The 17,505-nt window shown below is 65.4% G+C and carries 14 protein-coding genes and 1 pseudogene; 9 read left to right on the top strand and 6 right to left on the bottom strand.

What is annotated here, in order from left to right; genetic code table 11:
- Window positions 1-46 precede the first annotated feature (46 nt).
- Together QHG62_RS07660 and QHG62_RS07655 are read left to right on the top strand one after the other, a co-directional pair.
- Window positions 47-733, top strand: a complete 687-nt coding sequence (locus QHG62_RS07660) for a phosphoribosyltransferase (RefSeq protein WP_281150305.1) — start codon at window positions 47-49, stop codon at window positions 731-733.
- The gene (locus QHG62_RS07655; protein ID WP_281150303.1) at window positions 730-2,076 is read left to right on the top strand and encodes an erythromycin esterase family protein; all 1,347 of its coding nucleotides are present in this window, start codon (window positions 730-732) and stop codon (window positions 2,074-2,076) included. The genes QHG62_RS07660 and QHG62_RS07655 overlap by 4 nt, the downstream gene beginning before the upstream one ends.
- A gap of 17 nt (window positions 2,077-2,093) precedes the next feature.
- Here QHG62_RS07655 and QHG62_RS07650 read toward each other — a convergent pair whose 3' ends face one another.
- On the bottom strand, window positions 2,094-3,704 hold the full coding sequence (locus tag QHG62_RS07650; RefSeq protein ID WP_281150302.1) for an alpha-amylase family glycosyl hydrolase: 1,611 nt from the start codon (window positions 3,702-3,704) through the stop codon (window positions 2,094-2,096).
- A 59-nt stretch (window positions 3,705-3,763) separates the two neighbouring features.
- Here QHG62_RS07650 and QHG62_RS07645 point away from each other — a divergent pair.
- From QHG62_RS07645 to QHG62_RS07635, 3 genes and pseudogenes are all read left to right on the top strand, one after another.
- Window positions 3,764-5,495: pseudogene (locus tag QHG62_RS07645) on the top strand (alpha-amylase family protein).
- 113 nt (window positions 5,496-5,608) lie between these two features.
- Entirely contained in the window at window positions 5,609-8,689 is a 3,081-nt protein-coding gene (locus QHG62_RS07640; RefSeq protein ID WP_432445589.1) for a PAS domain-containing protein, read from the top strand.
- A gap of 121 nt (window positions 8,690-8,810) precedes the next feature.
- Entirely contained in the window at window positions 8,811-10,703 is a 1,893-nt protein-coding gene (locus QHG62_RS07635) for a GspE/PulE family protein (protein ID WP_281150298.1), read from the top strand.
- Between the two features lie 45 nt (window positions 10,704-10,748).
- Here QHG62_RS07635 and QHG62_RS07630 read toward each other — a convergent pair whose 3' ends face one another.
- The 5 genes from QHG62_RS07630 to QHG62_RS07610 form a co-directional block, all read right to left on the bottom strand.
- Window positions 10,749-11,492: an EAL domain-containing protein gene (locus QHG62_RS07630; protein ID WP_281150296.1), complete on the bottom strand. Its 744-nt coding sequence runs from the start codon at window positions 11,490-11,492 to the stop codon at window positions 10,749-10,751.
- Between the two features lie 83 nt (window positions 11,493-11,575).
- Window positions 11,576-12,271, bottom strand: a complete 696-nt coding sequence (locus tag QHG62_RS07625; protein WP_281150294.1) for an AP2 domain-containing protein — start codon at window positions 12,269-12,271, stop codon at window positions 11,576-11,578.
- A 41-nt stretch (window positions 12,272-12,312) separates the two neighbouring features.
- A complete protein-coding gene (locus QHG62_RS07620) occupies window positions 12,313-13,092 on the bottom strand; it encodes an exodeoxyribonuclease III (protein ID WP_281150292.1) in 780 nt (259 codons plus the stop codon).
- A gap of 111 nt (window positions 13,093-13,203) precedes the next feature.
- Window positions 13,204-14,286, bottom strand: coding sequence for an ACR3 family arsenite efflux transporter (arsB, locus tag QHG62_RS07615; RefSeq protein WP_281150290.1), 1,083 nt, complete (start codon window positions 14,284-14,286; stop codon window positions 13,204-13,206).
- Window position 14,287: 1 nt separating this feature from the next.
- Window positions 14,288-14,611 (bottom strand): ArsR/SmtB family transcription factor, encoded by a 324-nt coding sequence (locus tag QHG62_RS07610; protein ID WP_281150288.1) that lies wholly within the window; start codon window positions 14,609-14,611, stop codon window positions 14,288-14,290.
- A 29-nt stretch (window positions 14,612-14,640) separates the two neighbouring features.
- Between QHG62_RS07610 and arsC the strand changes: the two genes are divergently transcribed.
- The 4 genes from arsC (at window position 14,641) to QHG62_RS07590 (ending at window position 17,486) form a co-directional block, all read left to right on the top strand.
- Window positions 14,641-15,087, top strand: coding sequence for an arsenate reductase (glutaredoxin) (gene arsC, locus QHG62_RS07605; protein ID WP_281150286.1), 447 nt, complete (start codon window positions 14,641-14,643; stop codon window positions 15,085-15,087).
- Window positions 15,068-15,790 (top strand): arsenical resistance protein ArsH, encoded by a 723-nt coding sequence (gene arsH, locus QHG62_RS07600; protein ID WP_281150282.1) that lies wholly within the window; start codon window positions 15,068-15,070, stop codon window positions 15,788-15,790. Before arsC ends, arsH begins: the two co-directional genes overlap by 20 nt.
- Before the next feature lie 96 nt (window positions 15,791-15,886).
- Window positions 15,887-16,078 carry a hypothetical protein gene (locus QHG62_RS07595; RefSeq protein ID WP_281150281.1) on the top strand — a complete coding sequence of 64 codons (192 nt, stop codon included), beginning with the start codon at window positions 15,887-15,889 and terminating at the stop codon, window positions 16,076-16,078.
- Between the two features lie 46 nt (window positions 16,079-16,124).
- Entirely contained in the window at window positions 16,125-17,486 is a 1,362-nt protein-coding gene (locus tag QHG62_RS07590) for an NUDIX domain-containing protein (protein ID WP_281150279.1), read from the top strand.
- The last annotated feature ends 19 nt before the right edge of the window (window positions 17,487-17,505 follow it).

Here is a 17,505-nt window from a genome sequence, read left to right as displayed (position 1 = left end):
AGCGTTTCCGCGCAGGCGAACCTAAGGTGGCCGCAAGGACACCGAAATGTCATTCGAGTTTTTCCGCAACCGGGAGCATGCGGGCCAGGCGCTCGCACAAGAGCTGGCCATCTACGCAGTCAGGCCGGACGTGACCGTGCTGGCCCTGCCGCGCGGCGGCGTGCCGGTAGCCCACGAGGTGGCCAAGGCACTCCAGGCGCCGCTCGATGTGCTGGTGGTGCGCAAGCTGGGTGTTCCGGGACACGAGGAATACGCCATGGGCGCCATTGCGGGCGGCGGCGAACAGGTGCTCGACAACGACCTGGTGCGCGAGCTTGGCATTGGCGCGAAGGCAGTCGATGAAGTGGTGCGCAACGAACGGCATGAGCTCGAACGGCGCGAGCGCGCCTACCGCGGCGGCCGCCCCGCGCCCGATCTGCGCGGCCGCATCGCGATCCTTGTCGACGACGGACTTGCCACCGGCGCCACCATGCGCGTGGCCGTGCGCGCGGTGCGCCGCCAGGCGCCGACCCGCGTGGTTGTTGCGGCGCCCGTGGCATCGCCCGAAGCCTGCGCACTCTTGTACGGCGAGGCAGACGACGTGGTGTGCCCTGAAGTACCCGATGCATTCCTCGGTGTCGGCCGCTGGTATCTCGATTTTTCGCAGACCAGCGACGAAGAAGTCTGCCGCCTGCTCGAAGAAGCGGAAGGGCGCCGCCTCCGCGCGCCACAGCCTGAGGACCTTGCACGATGAAGCCATCCAACATTTCGAAGGAAGTGGAAGCGTTGCGCTCGGCGGCGCATCCGCTGGAAGGAAACCCCTGCGACCACGACGCCCTGCTCGACCTGATCGGCGATGCGCACTATGTGCTGCTCGGCGAAGCCTCGCACGGCACACAGGAGTTCTATGCCGAGCGTGCGAACATCACGCGCCGCCTGCTGGCTGAAAAAGGCTTCAACGCCGTGGCCATCGAAGGCGACTGGCCCGATGCGTATCGCGTGAACCGCTATGTAAGAGGCACCGGCGACGACGCCAGTGCAGCCGAAGCGTTGGCCGGCTTCCGGCGCTTTCCCACCTGGATGTGGCGCAACGAAGAAGTTGCACGCTTTGTCGAATGGCAGCGCGCCTTCAATGAATCCGCCCCGCCGCAGGGAAACACCGGGTTCTACGGGCTCGATCTCTACAGTCTCTCGAGCTCGATGGAAGCCGTGCTCGCGTACTTCGAGCGAACCGATCCCGATGCCGCCCGGCTCGCGCGCGAGCGCTACGGATGCTTCGACCGCTTCGGCGACCGCGGGCAAAACTACGGCCTGATGGCGGGCCTCGGCAACACGGCCTCCTGCCAGCAGGCGGTGGTCGACATGCTGCTCGAGATGCGGCGTGCCGCCGGCGAGGCCTGGCGCAGCGGCAACGCGGCCAACGAGGAAGACGCCTTCAACGCCGAGCAGAACGCCCGGCTCGTCAAGAATGCCGAGGCCTATTACCGCTCGATGTACCTGAGCGACGTTTCATCGTGGAACCTGCGCGACCGCCACATGGTCGAGACGATGGGCGAAGTCGAGCGCCACCTCTGGCGCGGCAGCGAGCGCCCGAAGATCGTGGTGTGGGCCCACAACTCGCACCTGGGCGATGCGCGCGCCACCGAAATGGGCGAAGAGCGCGGCGAGCTCAACGTGGGCCAGCTGGTGCGCGAACGCCAGGGCCGCGACGCGGTGCTGGTGGGCTTCACCACCCACACGGGCACCGTGATGGCGGCGTCCGACTGGGGCGCGCCAGCCGAGCGCAAGCAGGTTGTTCCCTCGCGCCCCGACAGCTACGAATGGCTCATGCACGAGACGGGTCTGGAGCGCTTCATGCTGCCCTTGCGCGGCGAAGGAAGCCATTTCTTCGCGCTGAGGGAGCAGCGGCTGGAACGCGCCATCGGCGTCATCTACCGGCCCGAGACGGAGCGGCAAAGCCACTACTTCTTCGCGCGGCTGCCGGTGCAGTTCGATGCGCTACTGCACATCGACCGCACGCATGCAGTGGAGCCACTGGATCGCGGCGCCCCCACCGACAGCGCCGGAGTGCCCGAGACTTATCCGTCGGGCAAGTAGCGCCGGGCCCTGCCCAGCTACTGCGCGACGATCACGCCCTCGAGAGGCTGCAGCGTGAGCCTGCCTTTCACCGTGCCGGTGCGGTCCGCTTGCGTCGAGGCCAGCACGACGACCTCGGCCGGCAGCAGCTCGCCCGAGATCGTGGTCTCGGTGATGCCGAAATTCAGCAGCACCACGAGCCGCCTGGTTCCCGAGGTTCTTGCGTAGGCCAGCACATCGGCGCCTGCGTCCAGCTGCTCGTGGCTGCCTTCATGCAGGGCGGGCTCGTGCCGCCGCAGCGCAATCAGCCGCTTGTAGAGCTGCAGCATGGAGGCAGGGTCACCCATCTGCACCTCCACGTTGCGCATGTGCCAGTCGCCGCCAAGGCGCAGCCAAGGCGTGCCGTCGGTAAAGCCGGCGGCGTGCGCGCGGCTCCACTGCATGGGCGTGCGCTGCGGGTCGCGCCCCAGGCCCCTGCCCGGCTCGTTCTTCTCGAACGGGTCCTGCACTTCTTCGGGCGGAATGGGAACGTCCGTCAGGCCGATCTCGTCGCCGTAGTAGAGAGTGGGCGTACCGCGCAATGTAAGGAGCAGCATGGCCGCGAGGCGCGCCCTCTCCTGCCCCACGCGGCTCGCGATGCGCGGCTTGTCGTGGTTGCCCAGCACCCAGTTGGGCGCCGCGCCTTGCGGCAGCGCCGCTTCGTAGCTGCGCACGATGCGGTCGATTTCGGACGCATGCCAGGGCGCCGTGATGAGCTGGAAGTTGAACGGCAGCTGCACGCCCTGCAACAGGCCTTCGGAGGTTGCGCCGTAGTAGGCCATGAGCCGTTCGAGCGGAAGATAAAGCTCGCCGATCAGCACGCGCGCCGAGCTTGCGTCGCTGAAGGCGTCTGCCACGCTGCGCATCTCGACAATGATGTCCTGCATCTCCGGACGGTCGGTGGTGTAGAGCGGTAGCAGGCGGTGCGACGGGTCGGCCCCGGGCTGGTAGGCCGGGTTGGGCGGGTTGTCGCGGAACAGCTCGTCCTTGATGAGGTGATACAGCACGTCGATGCGAAAGCCGTCCACCCCGCGCCGGAACCAGAAGCGCAGCACCTCGTACATGGCTTGGCGCACTTCGGGGTTGCGCCAGTTGAGATCCGGCTGCTCCTTCAGGAACGAATGGCAGTAGTACTGCCCGCTGGCTTCGTCGAAGGTCCATGCGGGCCCGCCAAAATTGCTGAGCCAGTTGTTGGGCGGACCGCCCCCGGGAGCCGGGTCGCGCCAAAGGTACCAGTCGCGCTTCGGGTTGTGGCGCGAGCCCCGGCTCTGCACAAACCAGGGGTGCTGGGCCGACGTGTGGTTGGGTACGAAGTCCAGCACCAGCTTGAGGCCGCGTGCCCTGCACTCGGTGGCCAGCGCATCGAAGTCCTGCAGCGTGCCAAAACGCAGATCGATGTTGCAGTAGTCGGAAATGTCGTACCCGAAGTCGGCCATTGGTGAGGGGTAGATAGGCGATATCCAGACGGCATCCACGCCCAGCTCGACCAGATAATCAAGCCGCCTCTGGATGCCGCGCAAGTCCCCGATGCCGTCTCCGTCGCTGTCCTGGAACGAACGCGGATAGATCTGATAAACGATTCCGTTCTTCCACCAAGCATCGGCCGACATCGGGTTTCCTTTCGTGTGTTCTGTGTTGCGAGGCTTCCATCTTGGGAGGTTCCCCCGGCATGATCAACGACCTTTGGTACAAGAACGCCCTGGTGTACTGCCTCTCGGTGGGGACCTTCATGGACTCCAACGGGGACGGCTGCGGCGACTTCGAAGGCCTGACACGCAGGCTGGAGTACCTTCACGGCCTGGGCGTGACAACGCTGTGGCTCATGCCGTTCCATCCATCTCCCGGCCGGGACGACGGCTACGATGTTTCGGACTATTACAACGTAGACCCCCGCTTCGGCACGCTCTCCCGGCCGGGACGACGGCTACGATGTTTCGGACTATTACAACGTAGACCCCCGCTTCGGCACGCTCGGCGACTTCGTCGAGTTCACGCATTCGGCCGAGCAGCTGGGCATGCGCGTGCTGATGGACTTGGTGGTCAACCACACGTCCGACCAGCACCCGTGGTTTCAGGATGCGCGCAAGAGCCGGAAATCAAAATACCACGACTGGTATGTGTGGTCGGACAAGAAGCCGCCCCGCTCCACCGACGGTGTGGTCTTTCCGGGTGTGCAGAAATCCACCTGGACTTTCGACAAGCTTGCAAGGCGCTGGTACTTTCACCGCTTCTACGAATTCCAGCCCGACCTGAACACGGCCAACCCCCAGGTGCAGGCCGAGATCCTGAAGATCATGGGCTTCTGGACGCAGCTTGGCGTTTCGGGCTTTCGCATGGACGCCGTGCCGTTCGTGATCGGTGCCAAGGGGCCGAAGGTCGTGTACCCCACCGAGCGGTTCGACATGCTGCGGCAGTTTCGCGAATTGCTTCAGTGGCGCCGTGGGGACGCGATCATCCTGGCCGAAGCCAACGTGCTGCCCAAGACCAACATGGCGTACTTCGGCGACGAGGGCGAGCGGCTGCACATGATGTTCAACTTCCAGGTGAACCAGAACCTGTTCTATGCCATGGCCGTGGGCGACACGCGGCCGCTGGTCAAGGCATTGGAGGCCACCCGGGAGCGCCCCGCCACTTCGCAGTGGGTCATGTTCCTGCGCAACCACGACGAGCTCGACCTGGGGCGCCTGCGCCCCGCGCAGCGCAAGCGCGTGTTCGAGGCCTTCGGCCCCGACAAGAACATGCAGCTCTACGACCGCGGCATACGCCGCCGCCTTGCGCCCATGCTCGGCGGCAACCGGCGGCGGCTGGAACTGGCCTACAGCCTGATGCTCACCCTGCCGGGCACGCCCGTCATGCGCTACGGCGACGAGATCGGCATGGGCGACGACCTGAGCCTGCCGGAGCGCAACTGCGCGCGAACGCCCATGCAGTGGTCCACCGAGAAACAGGGCGGGTTCACCACCTCGTCGAAGCCGGTGCTTCCGGTGGTTACGGGCGGTGCCTACGGCTTCGAGCATGTGAACGTGGCGGCGCAGCGGCGCGACCCGGACTCGCTGCTCAACTGGATGGAGCGCGTGTTTCGCATGCGCAAGGAAGTGCCCGAGATCGGATGGGGCGACTTCGAGGTGATTCCCAACGAGGAACATGCGGTGCTGGTGGTGCGCTACGAATGGCGCGGCAATGCGGTGCTGTTCATCCACAATTTCGATGCGAATCCGCTGGAGATCAAGCTCGATGCAAAGGCGCTGGGCCTGCATGGCGGGCAACTCATCAATCTGCTGTCGAACGCGCACAGCCGCGCCAATGCCAAAGGAAAACATTGCATGGTGATCGAATCGTATGGCTACCGGTGGTTTCGCGTGGGCACGCTCGACTACCTGCTCAAGCGGGACGAGATGTGAGGCCGCACGGGGCAGCGCAGCAACATATGGGGGATTGCGTGAACTTCGGGAAATTCTGCTTCTGACACACTACATGCGCAGCGCGGATTCCATCGCGGTGCCTGTCCACGCCAATGAACTTATCAGGTCTACGGAACATTCGCATCAGCTTGAATACACGCCTCGGCCTTGGCGTTGCCCTGGTGGTCCTGGCGGCCACGTTCACCATTGGCGCGGTGGCCCTGCATCTGGTCAAGGCGAGCATGAAGGCCTCGATCGAAAGCGAGGAGTTCGCGCGGCTGTCGGCCGTTGCAAACACGGTCAACCAGAAGTTCATCAGCCGGCGCACCCTGCTCGAGACTTTTGCCAACAGCGTCGAGTCGCAGCGCTTCACCGACACGGCGGCACTGCAGGCCTTTCTTGAAAAGCACCAGCCGCTGCGCAAGGCATTCAGCAACGTCGCATTCTTTACAGCCGACGGCGACCTGATTGCCAGCCTCAGCGGCGCGCAGCAACAAGGCAGCGTGAACATCAAGGACCGCCCGTACTTCCGGCAGACCGTCGCGTCCAAGGCCAGCGTCATCTCCGAGCCCTATCTCAACCGGCTGAGCGGCCTGGCGCAAATCGCAATCACCCAGCCGGTGCTGGACTCTGCGGGCGCGGTGGAATACGTGATCTCGGGCGCCATCAACCTGAAGGAGCGCAACCTGCTGGGCGAGCTCGGCGATGTGAAGTTCGGCGAAACCGGCTACCTCTTCATCACCAGCACGGACGGCGTGGTGATCGACCACCCCCGCACCGAGCTCATCATCAACCAGACAGGTCTCAAGGGCATGGGCAACCCCGAGATCGACCGCCCCCTGGAGGGCTACGAAGGCGCGGCCGAAGGCGTCAACCATGCGGGGGTGCCGGGCCTGTATGCCTTCAAGCGCATCCAGCAGACCAACTGGATCATCGGGGCGATGTACCCCACCGCGGAAGCGTTTGCCCGCGTGGGCGCCATCGAGCGTGGCGCCTGGGTGGGCGCCCTGGTGCTCGCGGTGGTGGCCGGCGCGGTTGCATTGGGAGTGGTCAGCCGGCAGCTCAGGCCGCTCAAGTACCTGCACCGGCACATGCTGGACGTCGACAACGCGGCCATGGAAAGTACCGTGCCGCGCACCTACCCTCGCAACGAGATAGGCGATCTTGCGCGCACTTTCGACGAGTTGATGCGCCAGCGCAAGACGAGCGAGAAGTTCCTGCGCGACATTACCGACAACCTTCCGGCGATGGTGTCGCACGTGGATGCGCAAGGCCGCTATACCTTCGTGAACGCGCCGCTCTGCAGAAAGCTCGACCGGGGCGCCGCGCAGCTCATCGGGCGCACGGCCAGCGTCCCGGGCGATAACGAGGCGCTGGACGCCGCGGTTCGCCGCGTGATGGCAGGCGAGGCGGTCAGCTTCGAGAGCCGGGGCGACGCGCGCCTCGGCGAACAAGACCGCTACTACCAGACGGAGCTTATTCCCGACCGCGACCAGGCCGGGCAGGTTCGCGGCTACTACGCCATGACCTCCGACGTGACGGAGCGCAAGCAGATCGAAATGAGCCTTGCCCACAGCGAGGCGCAGGTCCGCATCATTGCGGACAACATCCCCGCCTTGGTGTCGCACGTCGATTCGTCGCTCAGGTACACCTTCGTCAACGCAAAGGTCAAGGCGCTGCACAAGGACAGGGCCATGATCGGCCGCTCGATGCCGGAGGTGCGCGGCTCCGAAGATTTCGCGGTGGTTGCCGACTCTTACCGGCGCGCGCTTGCCGGTGAAACCGTGGTCATCGAAAAATCGGGCGACCCGGCCATAGGCATTGGCGACCGCACCTTCAAGGCGCACTACATTCCCGACCGCGACACCAACGGCGTGGTGCAAGGCGTGTTCGCGATGACCTTCGACATCACCGACGAGGTGAACATCCGCAAGGCCCTGACCGAGCAGCAGAAGCGGCTGCGCGACGTAACCGACAACATTCCGGCGCTTGTCGGCTACTTCGACAGCGACGAGAACTGCCTTTTTGCGAACGTGCGGGCGCGGCGCATGGCGGGCCTGGACGACGGCCCGCTCATCGGCGTGAACCTGCGCAGGGCCGTGGGCGACACCGTGTACCGGCAGCAGCAGCCCTACCTTCCCATGGTGCGCGAGGGCAAGGCAGTGAGGTTTCCGGTGCGCACGCCGCTGCATGGCAAGACCGGCTATTTCCAGGTCAACCTGATTCCGGACAAGGACCTGGACGGCAAGGTGATGGGTTTCTATCTCATGACCTTCAACATCACCGCGTTGAAGAAGGCCGAAGTGCGGCAGGCCGAAAGCGAAATGCGCCTGCGCACCATCACCGACAACCTGCCGGCTCTCATTACCTACATCGACCGCGAGGAAAAGATCACCTTCGCGAACGCCACCTACCGGGACTGGCTGGGCGTGGAGCCTTCCACCATCCTCGGCCGCCACATCGGCGAGGTGGCCGGCCCCGAGCTGTATATCTCGCGCAAGCCCATGATCCAGCGGGCTCTGGCGGGCGAGCGGGTCGAATTCGAAGGCTACATGCGCACCAAGGATTCGGACCGCATCACACGCGTGAGCTATGTGCCAGACACGGGGCCCGACGGCATTACGCGCGGCATCTTCTCGCTGAGCTTCGACATCAGCGCGCTGAAGGCGGTGGAGCGCAAGCTGAGCGACCTGGCACGCGCCGACACGCTCACCGGCCTGTCGAACCGGCTCGCGTTCAACGAGTTCCTGCCCGGCGCCATTGCCCGGGCGCAGCGCACGCAAAGCGGGCTGGCGGTGCTGTTCCTGGACGTCGACCGCTTCAAGACCATCAACGACACCCTCGGGCACGCAACGGGCGACGGCGTGCTGGTGGAATACGCGCGCCGCCTGCTGGCCAGCGTGCGGAGCACCGACACCGTGGCGCGCCTTGCCGGCGACGAGTTCGTGGTGGTGCTCGAAAACCTGCACACAAGAGAAGCGGCCGCGGCCATCGCGCAAAAGATCGTCGAGCAGATAGGAGGCACGGCGTTCGAGATCGATGGGCGGAGCCTTCGGGTCACCACCAGCATCGGCGTGGCGTTCCACCCCGCGAACGAGCCGCCCGCCACGCCGTCGGACCTGCTCGCCAATGCCGATGCGGCGCTGTACCGCGCAAAGTCCGCGGGGCGCAATACATACGGCTTTTCGGATTGACGCGCTTCAGTTGAGAACTTTGGTAGTGATGTTGTGCGGCTACGGGTCTTCGCATGCGGTGTGCTCCTGCTGACAAGCCTGCTTGAGCCCCCCAGAATCGCCTCATAGGAGATTCAAATTCATGTCGCCGACCGAAATCGTCACGCCCGAGCAGCTGCTGCACGCTCTCGAAATTCAAAGCCGCATGCCGATCCTGCGCATCGGCCAGGCGCTGATGGCGCTGGGCACGATTACCGAAGAGCAGCTGCGCGCGGGCCTGGCCCAGCAGCAACTCGACCGCAGCGTGCCGCTGGGCGAAACACTGGTTCGCATGGGCGTGGTCACGCGGGAGCAGCTGAAGGCCGCACTGGTGCGCAAGATGGGCTACCCGCTGGTCAACCTGCACGTATTTCCGGTCTCCATCGATGCCTTGCGCACCATCAGCCACGGGGTTGCCCGCCGCCTGCAAGTCATGCCGCTCATGCTGCACGAGGGCCGCCTCATCCTTGCCATGGACGACCCGGCCAGCCGGCATGCCGCCATCGACGAGGTGGAATTCATCTCGCAACTGAAGGTGGTGCCGGTGATCGGCGAATGCCTGGTGCTGGACACGGTGCTCTACAAGGCCTACGGAAAAATCGGCAGCGACACCGTTCTCGATCCGACCGTCGTGCACGACCCGTCCCGGCCGCTCGAGTTCGAGCCCGCCGCCACCAGCGAGCTGCTGGTCACCCTCGAAAAGGAACGTCCCGCCCCCGCGGTCGAAGAAGAAAAGACCATCGAGCAGTCGGACAACTCGCTGGTGCGAATGATCAACAGCATGATCGTCGACGCGCACCGCGAAGGCGTGTCCGACATTCATATCGAAAGCTACCCGGGGCAAGAAAAGACCCGCATCCGGTTTCGCCGCGACGGACGGCTGCGCACCCACCTGGAACTGCCGGCCAGCTACCGCAACGCGGTGGTCGCGCGCGTGAAGATCATGTGCGACCTGGACATCAGCGAAAAGCGCAAGCCGCAGGACGGCAAGATCAACTTTGCCAAATACTCGCCGCAGCACCGCATCGAGCTGCGCGTGGCCACCATCCCCACCACCAACGGCCTGGAAGACGTGGTCATGCGCATCCTGGCTTCGGCCAAGCCCATTGCGCTGGAGCAGCTCGGCCTTTCCGAGCGCAACCTCGCGGAGTTCACCAGGGCGGTGGAGCGTCCCTACGGCATGGTGCTTTGCGTGGGCCCCACGGGCTCGGGCAAGACCACGACGCTGCACTCGGCGCTGATGCACATCAACACGCCCGAGCGAAAGATCTGGACGGCTGAAGACCCCATCGAAATTACCCAGCCGGGCCTGCGCCAGGTGCAGGTCAATCCGCGCATCGAGTGGACCTTTGCCAAGGCGCTGCGGGCCTTTGTGCGCGCCGACCCGGACGTGATCATGGTCGGCGAGATACGCGACGAGGAAACCGCCAAGACCGCCATCGAGGCTTCGTTGACGGGCCACCTGGTGCTTTCGACGCTGCACACCAACAGCGCGCCCGAAACCGTGACCCGGCTGCTGGACATGGGCATGGACCCGTTCAACTTTGCGGACTCGCTGCTGGCGGTGCTGGCGCAGCGCCTGGTGCGCCGCCTTTGCAGCCACTGCGTGACCAGCCGGCCGATGCGCCCTGAAGAAGCAGAGGAACTGCTGGCCGACTACATGCACTCGTTCGGCGTGCACGATACCCCGGCTGAGCGCGAGTCGGTACGCCATGGCTGGCACCGCCACTACGGCCAGAACGGCCAGCTGCTCGCCTATTCAAGCACCGGCTGCAAGCACTGCGACAACACCGGCTTCAGCGGGCGCGTGGGCATCCACGAACTGATGGTGATCTCGAAAACGCTGCGCCGCCTGGTTCAGGGGGGCGCCCGCGCCGAAGAGCTGCAGGAAGCGGCCCTGCGCGAGGGCTTGCGCACCTTGCGCCAGGACGGCATCGAAAAGGTCTTGGCCGGGAAGACCACCATCGAGGAGGTCCGCGCAACCAGCAACGTCTGAGGGCTCAGCGCCGCACGCGTGGTGCCGGCGCTGCTTCAGTGCGGCTCAGGCGGCATCCCATGCCACGGGCGGCAGCATGGCAACGGCCGGCTTGGCAAACAGGAAGCCCTGGAACAGCCCCACGCCCAGCGCCTGCAGCGCGTGCACCTCTTCGGAGCTTTCCACCCCTTCGGCCACCAACCGGATGTCAAGCTCGGCGCAGGTGCCGACAAAGCCTTTCACGATGCTGAGCCGGACCGGATCGGTGTGGATGTTGCGCACCAGGCCCATGTCGATCTTCACGAGGTCGGGCTGGAAGCCGGCCAGCAGCTCGAATCCCGCATAGGCGGCGCCGAAGTCGTCGATGGCGGAAGTGAAGCCGTAGGCCTTGTGGGCGCGAAAGGCTGCAGCAAGCGCCGGCAGATCGGCCACATGTTCGCACTCGGCAATCTCGAACATCAGGCGGTGCACCGGAAAGTTGCACCGCCGGGCCGTGTCCATGGCGGTGTGAAAGCAGTCGATGCGCTCCGTGATGTCGTTGGGCCACACGTTCAGGCTGAGCCTTGTCTGCATGCCCAGTGCGGAAGCGGACTCGATGGCCTTGATGCGGCACGCCTCGTGAAACGCGAACCGGTGCCGCGGACTCACGCGCGACAGCACCTCGATGGCGCCCTCCCCCGACGTGCCGCGCACCAGCGCTTCGTGCGCAAAGATTTCCCTGCGCTCGAAGTCCACGATCGGCTGGAAAGCCATCACGAACCCGGAATCAGGCTCGGGAGACCTGGCGTTCGCCGCTGTTTGGGTAGTCACGGGTGGTCGTTCCGGCAGTGGAATTCAATTAATCAAATTTACTTATACGGGCGGCAGGTTAGCGCATAAATGTAAGCGCCGGATCATCCGATGCCCTTTTGGGCCAACTGACGAGTGCGTTCCGCAGCGGCCAGCCTCTTGGCTTCATCGTAACCATGGGCCTTGACCGAGAACGCCTTGCTCACGCTGCCCTTGCCTGCCGTATAGGTAATGGCCAGCCAATAGCCGGGGTGGTCGGCCCTTGGCCGCTTGAAGTGCACGCCGGTCACGCCGCTCGAATTCGACTTGCGCATGATCTCGGAGCGGGAGCGCTTGGGAGGCCCCGAAACCGTGGACGCCGCGCCGTGCGACTTGCGGATTGCTTCTTCAGCCGGATGCAGGGCCGCAAGGCCGGTCATGTGCTTCAGCTGCTTCGCCCGTTCCTGGATGGCCAGGTTGCGCGCCGCGTCGCCCCAGCTGTGAATCGGAAAATTGGCGCGCAGTATTTCTTCGGCCGCGATGTAGGTCTTGGCAAGCCACGACAGCCCTCTTCCGTCGGGCGACACCAGGCAGAAGACACCGGGCACGCCGGTGGTGTTGCTGGCCCGGAGCTTTTCTGCCCGCTCGCGCCGCGCAACGGGGGGCACGCTTCTCACAATGGAATCGCGCCATTCCTGCGCCCGCCGCAGCGCATGCTCGGTACCGCCGTAGCTGGCCTTGCCGAACTGCTGGAAATACCTGACCCCTCGCCTGACGATGGAAACCTCGAAGCCCCACGGGCGGGCATAGATCCCGTACATGGGCGCTGGATTGGGAACACCTTTTGGCATCGGAAAGAATTCTAGAAGGGCAATTCGAGTTCGATCCACACCGGCGCATGGTCGCTGGCACCGGGACGGCCGCGCACATCGCGGTCCACATTCGCGTCGGCGAGCAGGGGCGCGAGTTCTTCGTTGAGCAGCAAGTGGTCGATACGCAGCCCCGCGTTGCGCGGCCAGCGGTTGCGCCAGTAGTCCCAATAGGTGTAGATCGCCTCGCCGGGGTGGCGGGTACGGATCGCGTCGGTCCAGCCCTGAGCGAGCAGGCGCGCGAAGGCGGCGCGGCTTTCGGGCTGCAGCAGCGCGTCATTGCGCCACGAAGCCGGGTTGTAGATGTCGGCGTCGGTCGGCACCACGTTGAAGTCGCCGGCCAGGACTACCGGCAGGCCAGAGCCGTAGAGCCGGCTGGCATGGGCATTGAGCCGCTCGAACCATTCGAGCTTGTAGTCGAACTTGGGGCCGGGCTGCGGATTGCCGTTGGGCAAATACAGGCAACCGATCACCACGCCGTTCACCACGGCTTCGAGGTAGCGGCTCTGGCTGTCTTCGGAGTTTCCGTCGAGCCCGCGGCCGGTTTCGATCGGCTCCCTTCCGCGCGCGAGGATGGCCACGCCGTTCCATGAGCGCTGGCCATGGAACACCACGCCGTAGCCCGCCTCGCGGATGGCCGCCTCCGGAAAATTCGTGTCCGGCGACTTGAGCTCCTGCAGGCAGGCGACGTCGGGACGGGACTCTTCAAGCCACTCGAGCAGGCGTGGAAGCCGACTGTTGATGCCGTTGACGTTGAAGGTCGCAATCTTCACGGGCGCTGCATGAAACAAGAAGGAAGTCGACGAATCATGGCCCGAAAGCCGCCTTCATCTTGTCGGAGAACACGCCCTGCGATGGAGACGTGCGCTGCCTGCCCTTGCCCGTCAGCGCGCCTTGGCACCTTTTTCGTACCACCCGTGCGACCGGTTGACCACGGCAACCACCAGCAGCATCACCGGCACCTCGATCAACACGCCCACCACGGTGGCCAGCGCAGCGCCCGATTGAAAGCCGAACAGGCTGATGGCCGTGGCCACCGCAAGCTCGAAGAAATTGCTGGCGCCGATCAGCGCCGACGGACCGGCCACGCAGTGCGCCACGCCCAGCTTGCGATTGAGCAGGTAGGCCAAGCCCGAATTCAGGAACACCTGGATGAGGATGGGCACCGCGAGCAGCGCAATCACCAGCGGCTGGCCGATGATGGCTTCGCCCTGGAACGCGAACAGCAGCACCAGCGTGAGCAGCAGCGCCGAGATCGACCACGGCCCGAGCCGCGCCGCCACGGCCTGGAAGTGCGCCGTGCCCTTCTTGAGCAGTTGCTTGCGCAGCACTTGCGCAATGATCACCGGCACCACGATGTACAGGCCGACCGACGCCAGCAGCGTGTCCCAGGGCACGGTGATCGACGAGAGCCCGAGCAGCAGCGCAACCACCGGCGCGAAGGCCACCACCATGATCGCGTCGTTGAGCGCCACCTGCGAGAGGGTGAAGTACGGGTCGCCCTTGCACAGCTGGCTCCACACGAACACCATGGCCGTGCACGGCGCGGCCGCCAGCAGGATGAGGCCCGCGATGTAGCTGTCGAGCTGCGATGGCGGCAGCAACGGCGCGAACACATGGCGAATGAAGATCCAGCCTAGAAGCGCCATCGAAAACGGCTTGACCGCCCAGTTGATGAACAGCGTAACGCCGATGCCGCGCCAATGCGCCTTCACCTGCCCGAGCGCTGCGAAGTCGATCTTCAGCAGCATCGGGATGATCATCACCCAGATCAGCACGCCCACCGGCACGTTGACCTTGGCCACCTCGAGCGAGGCGATGCCGCGGAACACGCCGGGCAGCCATTGGCCCAGCGCAATGCCCACCACGATGCACAGCGCGACCCAGATCGTGAGGTAGCGCTCGAAGAAGCCGATGGCGGGTGGCGGAGCGGAAGATGCAAGGGCCGTAGCGGCATGGGTGCTCATCTCAGCACGCACATGCCTGGGCCACCGCTGGCAGGCAAGCCTCGCCCTGGCAGCAGTTTTCGGTGAGGTAGCCGATGAGCGCGTTCATCTGTTCAACGGCTGCGCGATAGATGAGGTTGCGGCCGCTGCGCTCCTGCGTCACAAGGCCTGAATGCGTCAGCTCCTTGAGGTGGAACGACAGGCTGGTCGCCTGCACTTCGAGCGCCTCGACCAAGGCACCGGGCGTAAGCCCCGCAGGCCCTGCCACCACCAGCGCACGAAAAACCTGCAGGCGCACGGGCTGGGCCAGTGCGGCAAGAGACTTGACGACATCATGTTCTTCCATAATTCAATAATAGTTGCATAATCAGAAAGATGCAATCGCCCAACCCCTCCATCACCATCTTCCACAACCCTGCGTGCGGCACTTCGCGCAACACGCTGGCGCTCATCCGCAACAGCGGCGAAGAGCCCCGCGTCGTCGAATACCTGAAGACGCCGCCCAGCAAGGAGACGCTGCTCGAACTGCTCGCCGCCATGAAGATGGCGCCGCGCGAATTGCTGCGCGAAAAGGGAACGCCCTATGCCGAACTCGGGCTGGCCGATCCAAAGTGGACGGATCAACAACTGGTCGACGTCATGCTTGCGCATCCCATCCTGATCAACCGCCCCATCGTGGCTACGCCGCTGGGTACGCGGCTGTGCCGCCCTTCCGAAGAAGTGCTCGACATTCTTCCCTCGCCGCAAAAGGGCGCGTTCAACAAGGAAGACGGCGAAGCCGTCATCGACGCGGAGGGCCGCCGTGTCAAACCCGCTGCCTGAGTTACCGAACATCGATGCCGGGCTGTTCGACCGGCCCACGCTCGAGCGGCTCTCCAGGAACGCACCGGCGCGCCATGCGCCGCGCTTCCTGCTGCTCTACGGTTCGCTGCGCGACCGCTCGTACAGCCGCCTCTTGACCGAAGAGGCCGCGCGGCTGCTGCAAGCCATGGGCGGCGAGACGCGCATCTTCAACCCGGCCGGGCTGCCCCTGCCCGACAGCGCTCCCGACGACCACCCCAAGGTACAAGAGCTGCGCGACCTGGCGCAATGGGCCGAAGGCATGGTGTGGTGCTCGCCAGAACGCCATGGGTCCATGACCGGCATCATGAAGGCGCAGATCGACTGGATTCCGCTGAGCATCGGCGCCGTTCGCCCCACGCAGGGCAAGACGCTGGCCGTCATGCAGGTGTCGGGCGGCTCGCAGTCGTTCAACGCGGTCAACCAGTTGCGCGTGCTCGGGCGCTGGATGCGCATGCTGGCCATTCCCAACCAGTCCTCCGTCGCCAAGGCTTTTCTCGAATTCGACGAAGCCGGGCGCATGAAGCCCTCTTCGTATTACGAGCGGGTTGTCGACGTGATGGAAGAACTCGTGAAGTTCACGCTGCTCACGCGCGATGCGGCCGGCTACCTGGTCGACCGCTACAGCGAGCGCCGCGAAAGCGCCGAACAGCTCGCCCAGCGGGTGAACCAGCGCGCCATCTAGGGCGCTGCTCGCGCCGCGTCCTACGCCGGCATGCAGGCTGTCCGACACCGGTGCCCACGGCGGCGCCGGTAACGTGGGTTCATTCAGGAGGTACGCATGAGCCCATCCAAGCCAAACCCCATCCGCAGCCCGCGCACCGTTCAGCCCGCAACGAGCCAGCGGGCCCCGGCCACGAAGAAATCCGAAGGCCCGGTGGCCACGCCCAAGGTCAACGAAGGCGCATCGCTCGGCAGGTCCGCCAACTCTTCCGCGGGCGGCGCGGCCGGACAGCTGACGCCCAAGGACTGAACGCAGCAAGGCAGGCCCGGCGCTCGTTGGCCGACAATCGTCGCCCATGAATGCCAAGCCTTCGGAGACGACCCCGGCAAACCCGCCCCGGCCCGCGCCCCGCCCCATCCGCATTGCGGCCACGTTGATTCTCTTGCGCGACGGCGCCCATGGCATGGAAGTGCTGATGCTGCGCCGCGCTGAAAAAGCCGACGACCAGAACAGCGGCGCCAGCGTGTTCCCCGGCGGCGTGGTCGACACGCACGACCGCAGCCTGCACCTGATGTGCAAGGGCCTCGACGACGCAGCCGCGAGCGCGCGGCTTGGTGTGGCCGAAGGCGGCCTCGACTACTACGCCGCCGCGGTGCGCGAGTGCTTCGAGGAAGCGGGCGTGCTGTTCGTAAGCGACGCCGAAGACCGCGTGGTCGAGTTGGACCGCCTGCCCGCTTCCCGCCTGGAGGCCATGCGCCATGCAGCCGAACAAGGCACCGACGCACTACTGGCCATGTGCGATGCGCAAGGCTGGCGCCTCGCGGTCGACCGGCTCGCCTACTTCAGCCACTGGCTCACGCCGCCAGGCATGCCGCGACGCTTCGACACCCGCTTTTTCATCGCGCAGATGCCCGCCGGTCAAAGCGTGAAGCCGGACGGCCGCGAGACCGTCGAGCACATGTGGCTCAAGCCGGCCGATGCGGTGCACCCAGACCGCGGGCTCAAGCTGATGAACGTGACGCGCCGCACGCTCGAGCAGCTCGCCGCATTCGAGAGCACCGCCAGCTGCATGGCGCATGCGCGCGGCCTGGCCGGCATTGTGCTGAACATGCCTCGCCTGGCCGACGGACCCGCGGGGCGCCGCGCGGTGAACATCGACGAGGCGGCCTATCAGGAAATCGGCCGCCTCGACCCGCACGGCAACGGCCAAGCGCGCTATGCGCTCGAGGCCGGCTTGGCCATGCAGTTGTCCGCGCGCGTGCGGCGGATCACGGGCGCCGGCGCGTCGTCGGCGGAGCCGGGATCGAACAGCTATTTCGTCGGCGGCGAAAGGGGCCCGTGGGCATTGATCGACCCGCTGCCCCACGGCACGGCGGCGAACGAGTTGCTGCGCAAAGCGGCGCCGGGAGAGGTGCGATGGCTGCTCTCGACCGCACCGCGCACAGAGGCGGCCGAGGAAGCGCTCGAAAGCCTGCGATCATCGTGGCCTGGCGCCGTGGTGCTGTGGCCTGCTCCTGGCGAATCGCTCGACCTGGGCGGCGCCACGCTGGTGGCCCTTCCCGGCCCCGGCGGCACCTCAGCTCCCGCGCTTCAGTTTCTGCTGCCCGAGGAACGCACGCTGTTCACCGGCGCAGCCGACCCAACCGCCGTGCATGCCGGCAACGAGGTCGAATGGATTGCGCCTGCCAGCGGCTTCCTGCTGCGGCACGGTGCCTGACCCGCGCACACCTGCACAC

The sequence above is a fragment of the Variovorax paradoxus genome (genome assembly GCF_029919115.1).
GTDB lineage: Bacteria > Pseudomonadota > Gammaproteobacteria > Burkholderiales > Burkholderiaceae_C > Variovorax > Variovorax paradoxus_O.
The sequence above is the reverse complement of the archived record's forward strand: the minus strand, read 5'-3'. Positions and strand labels throughout refer to the sequence as shown.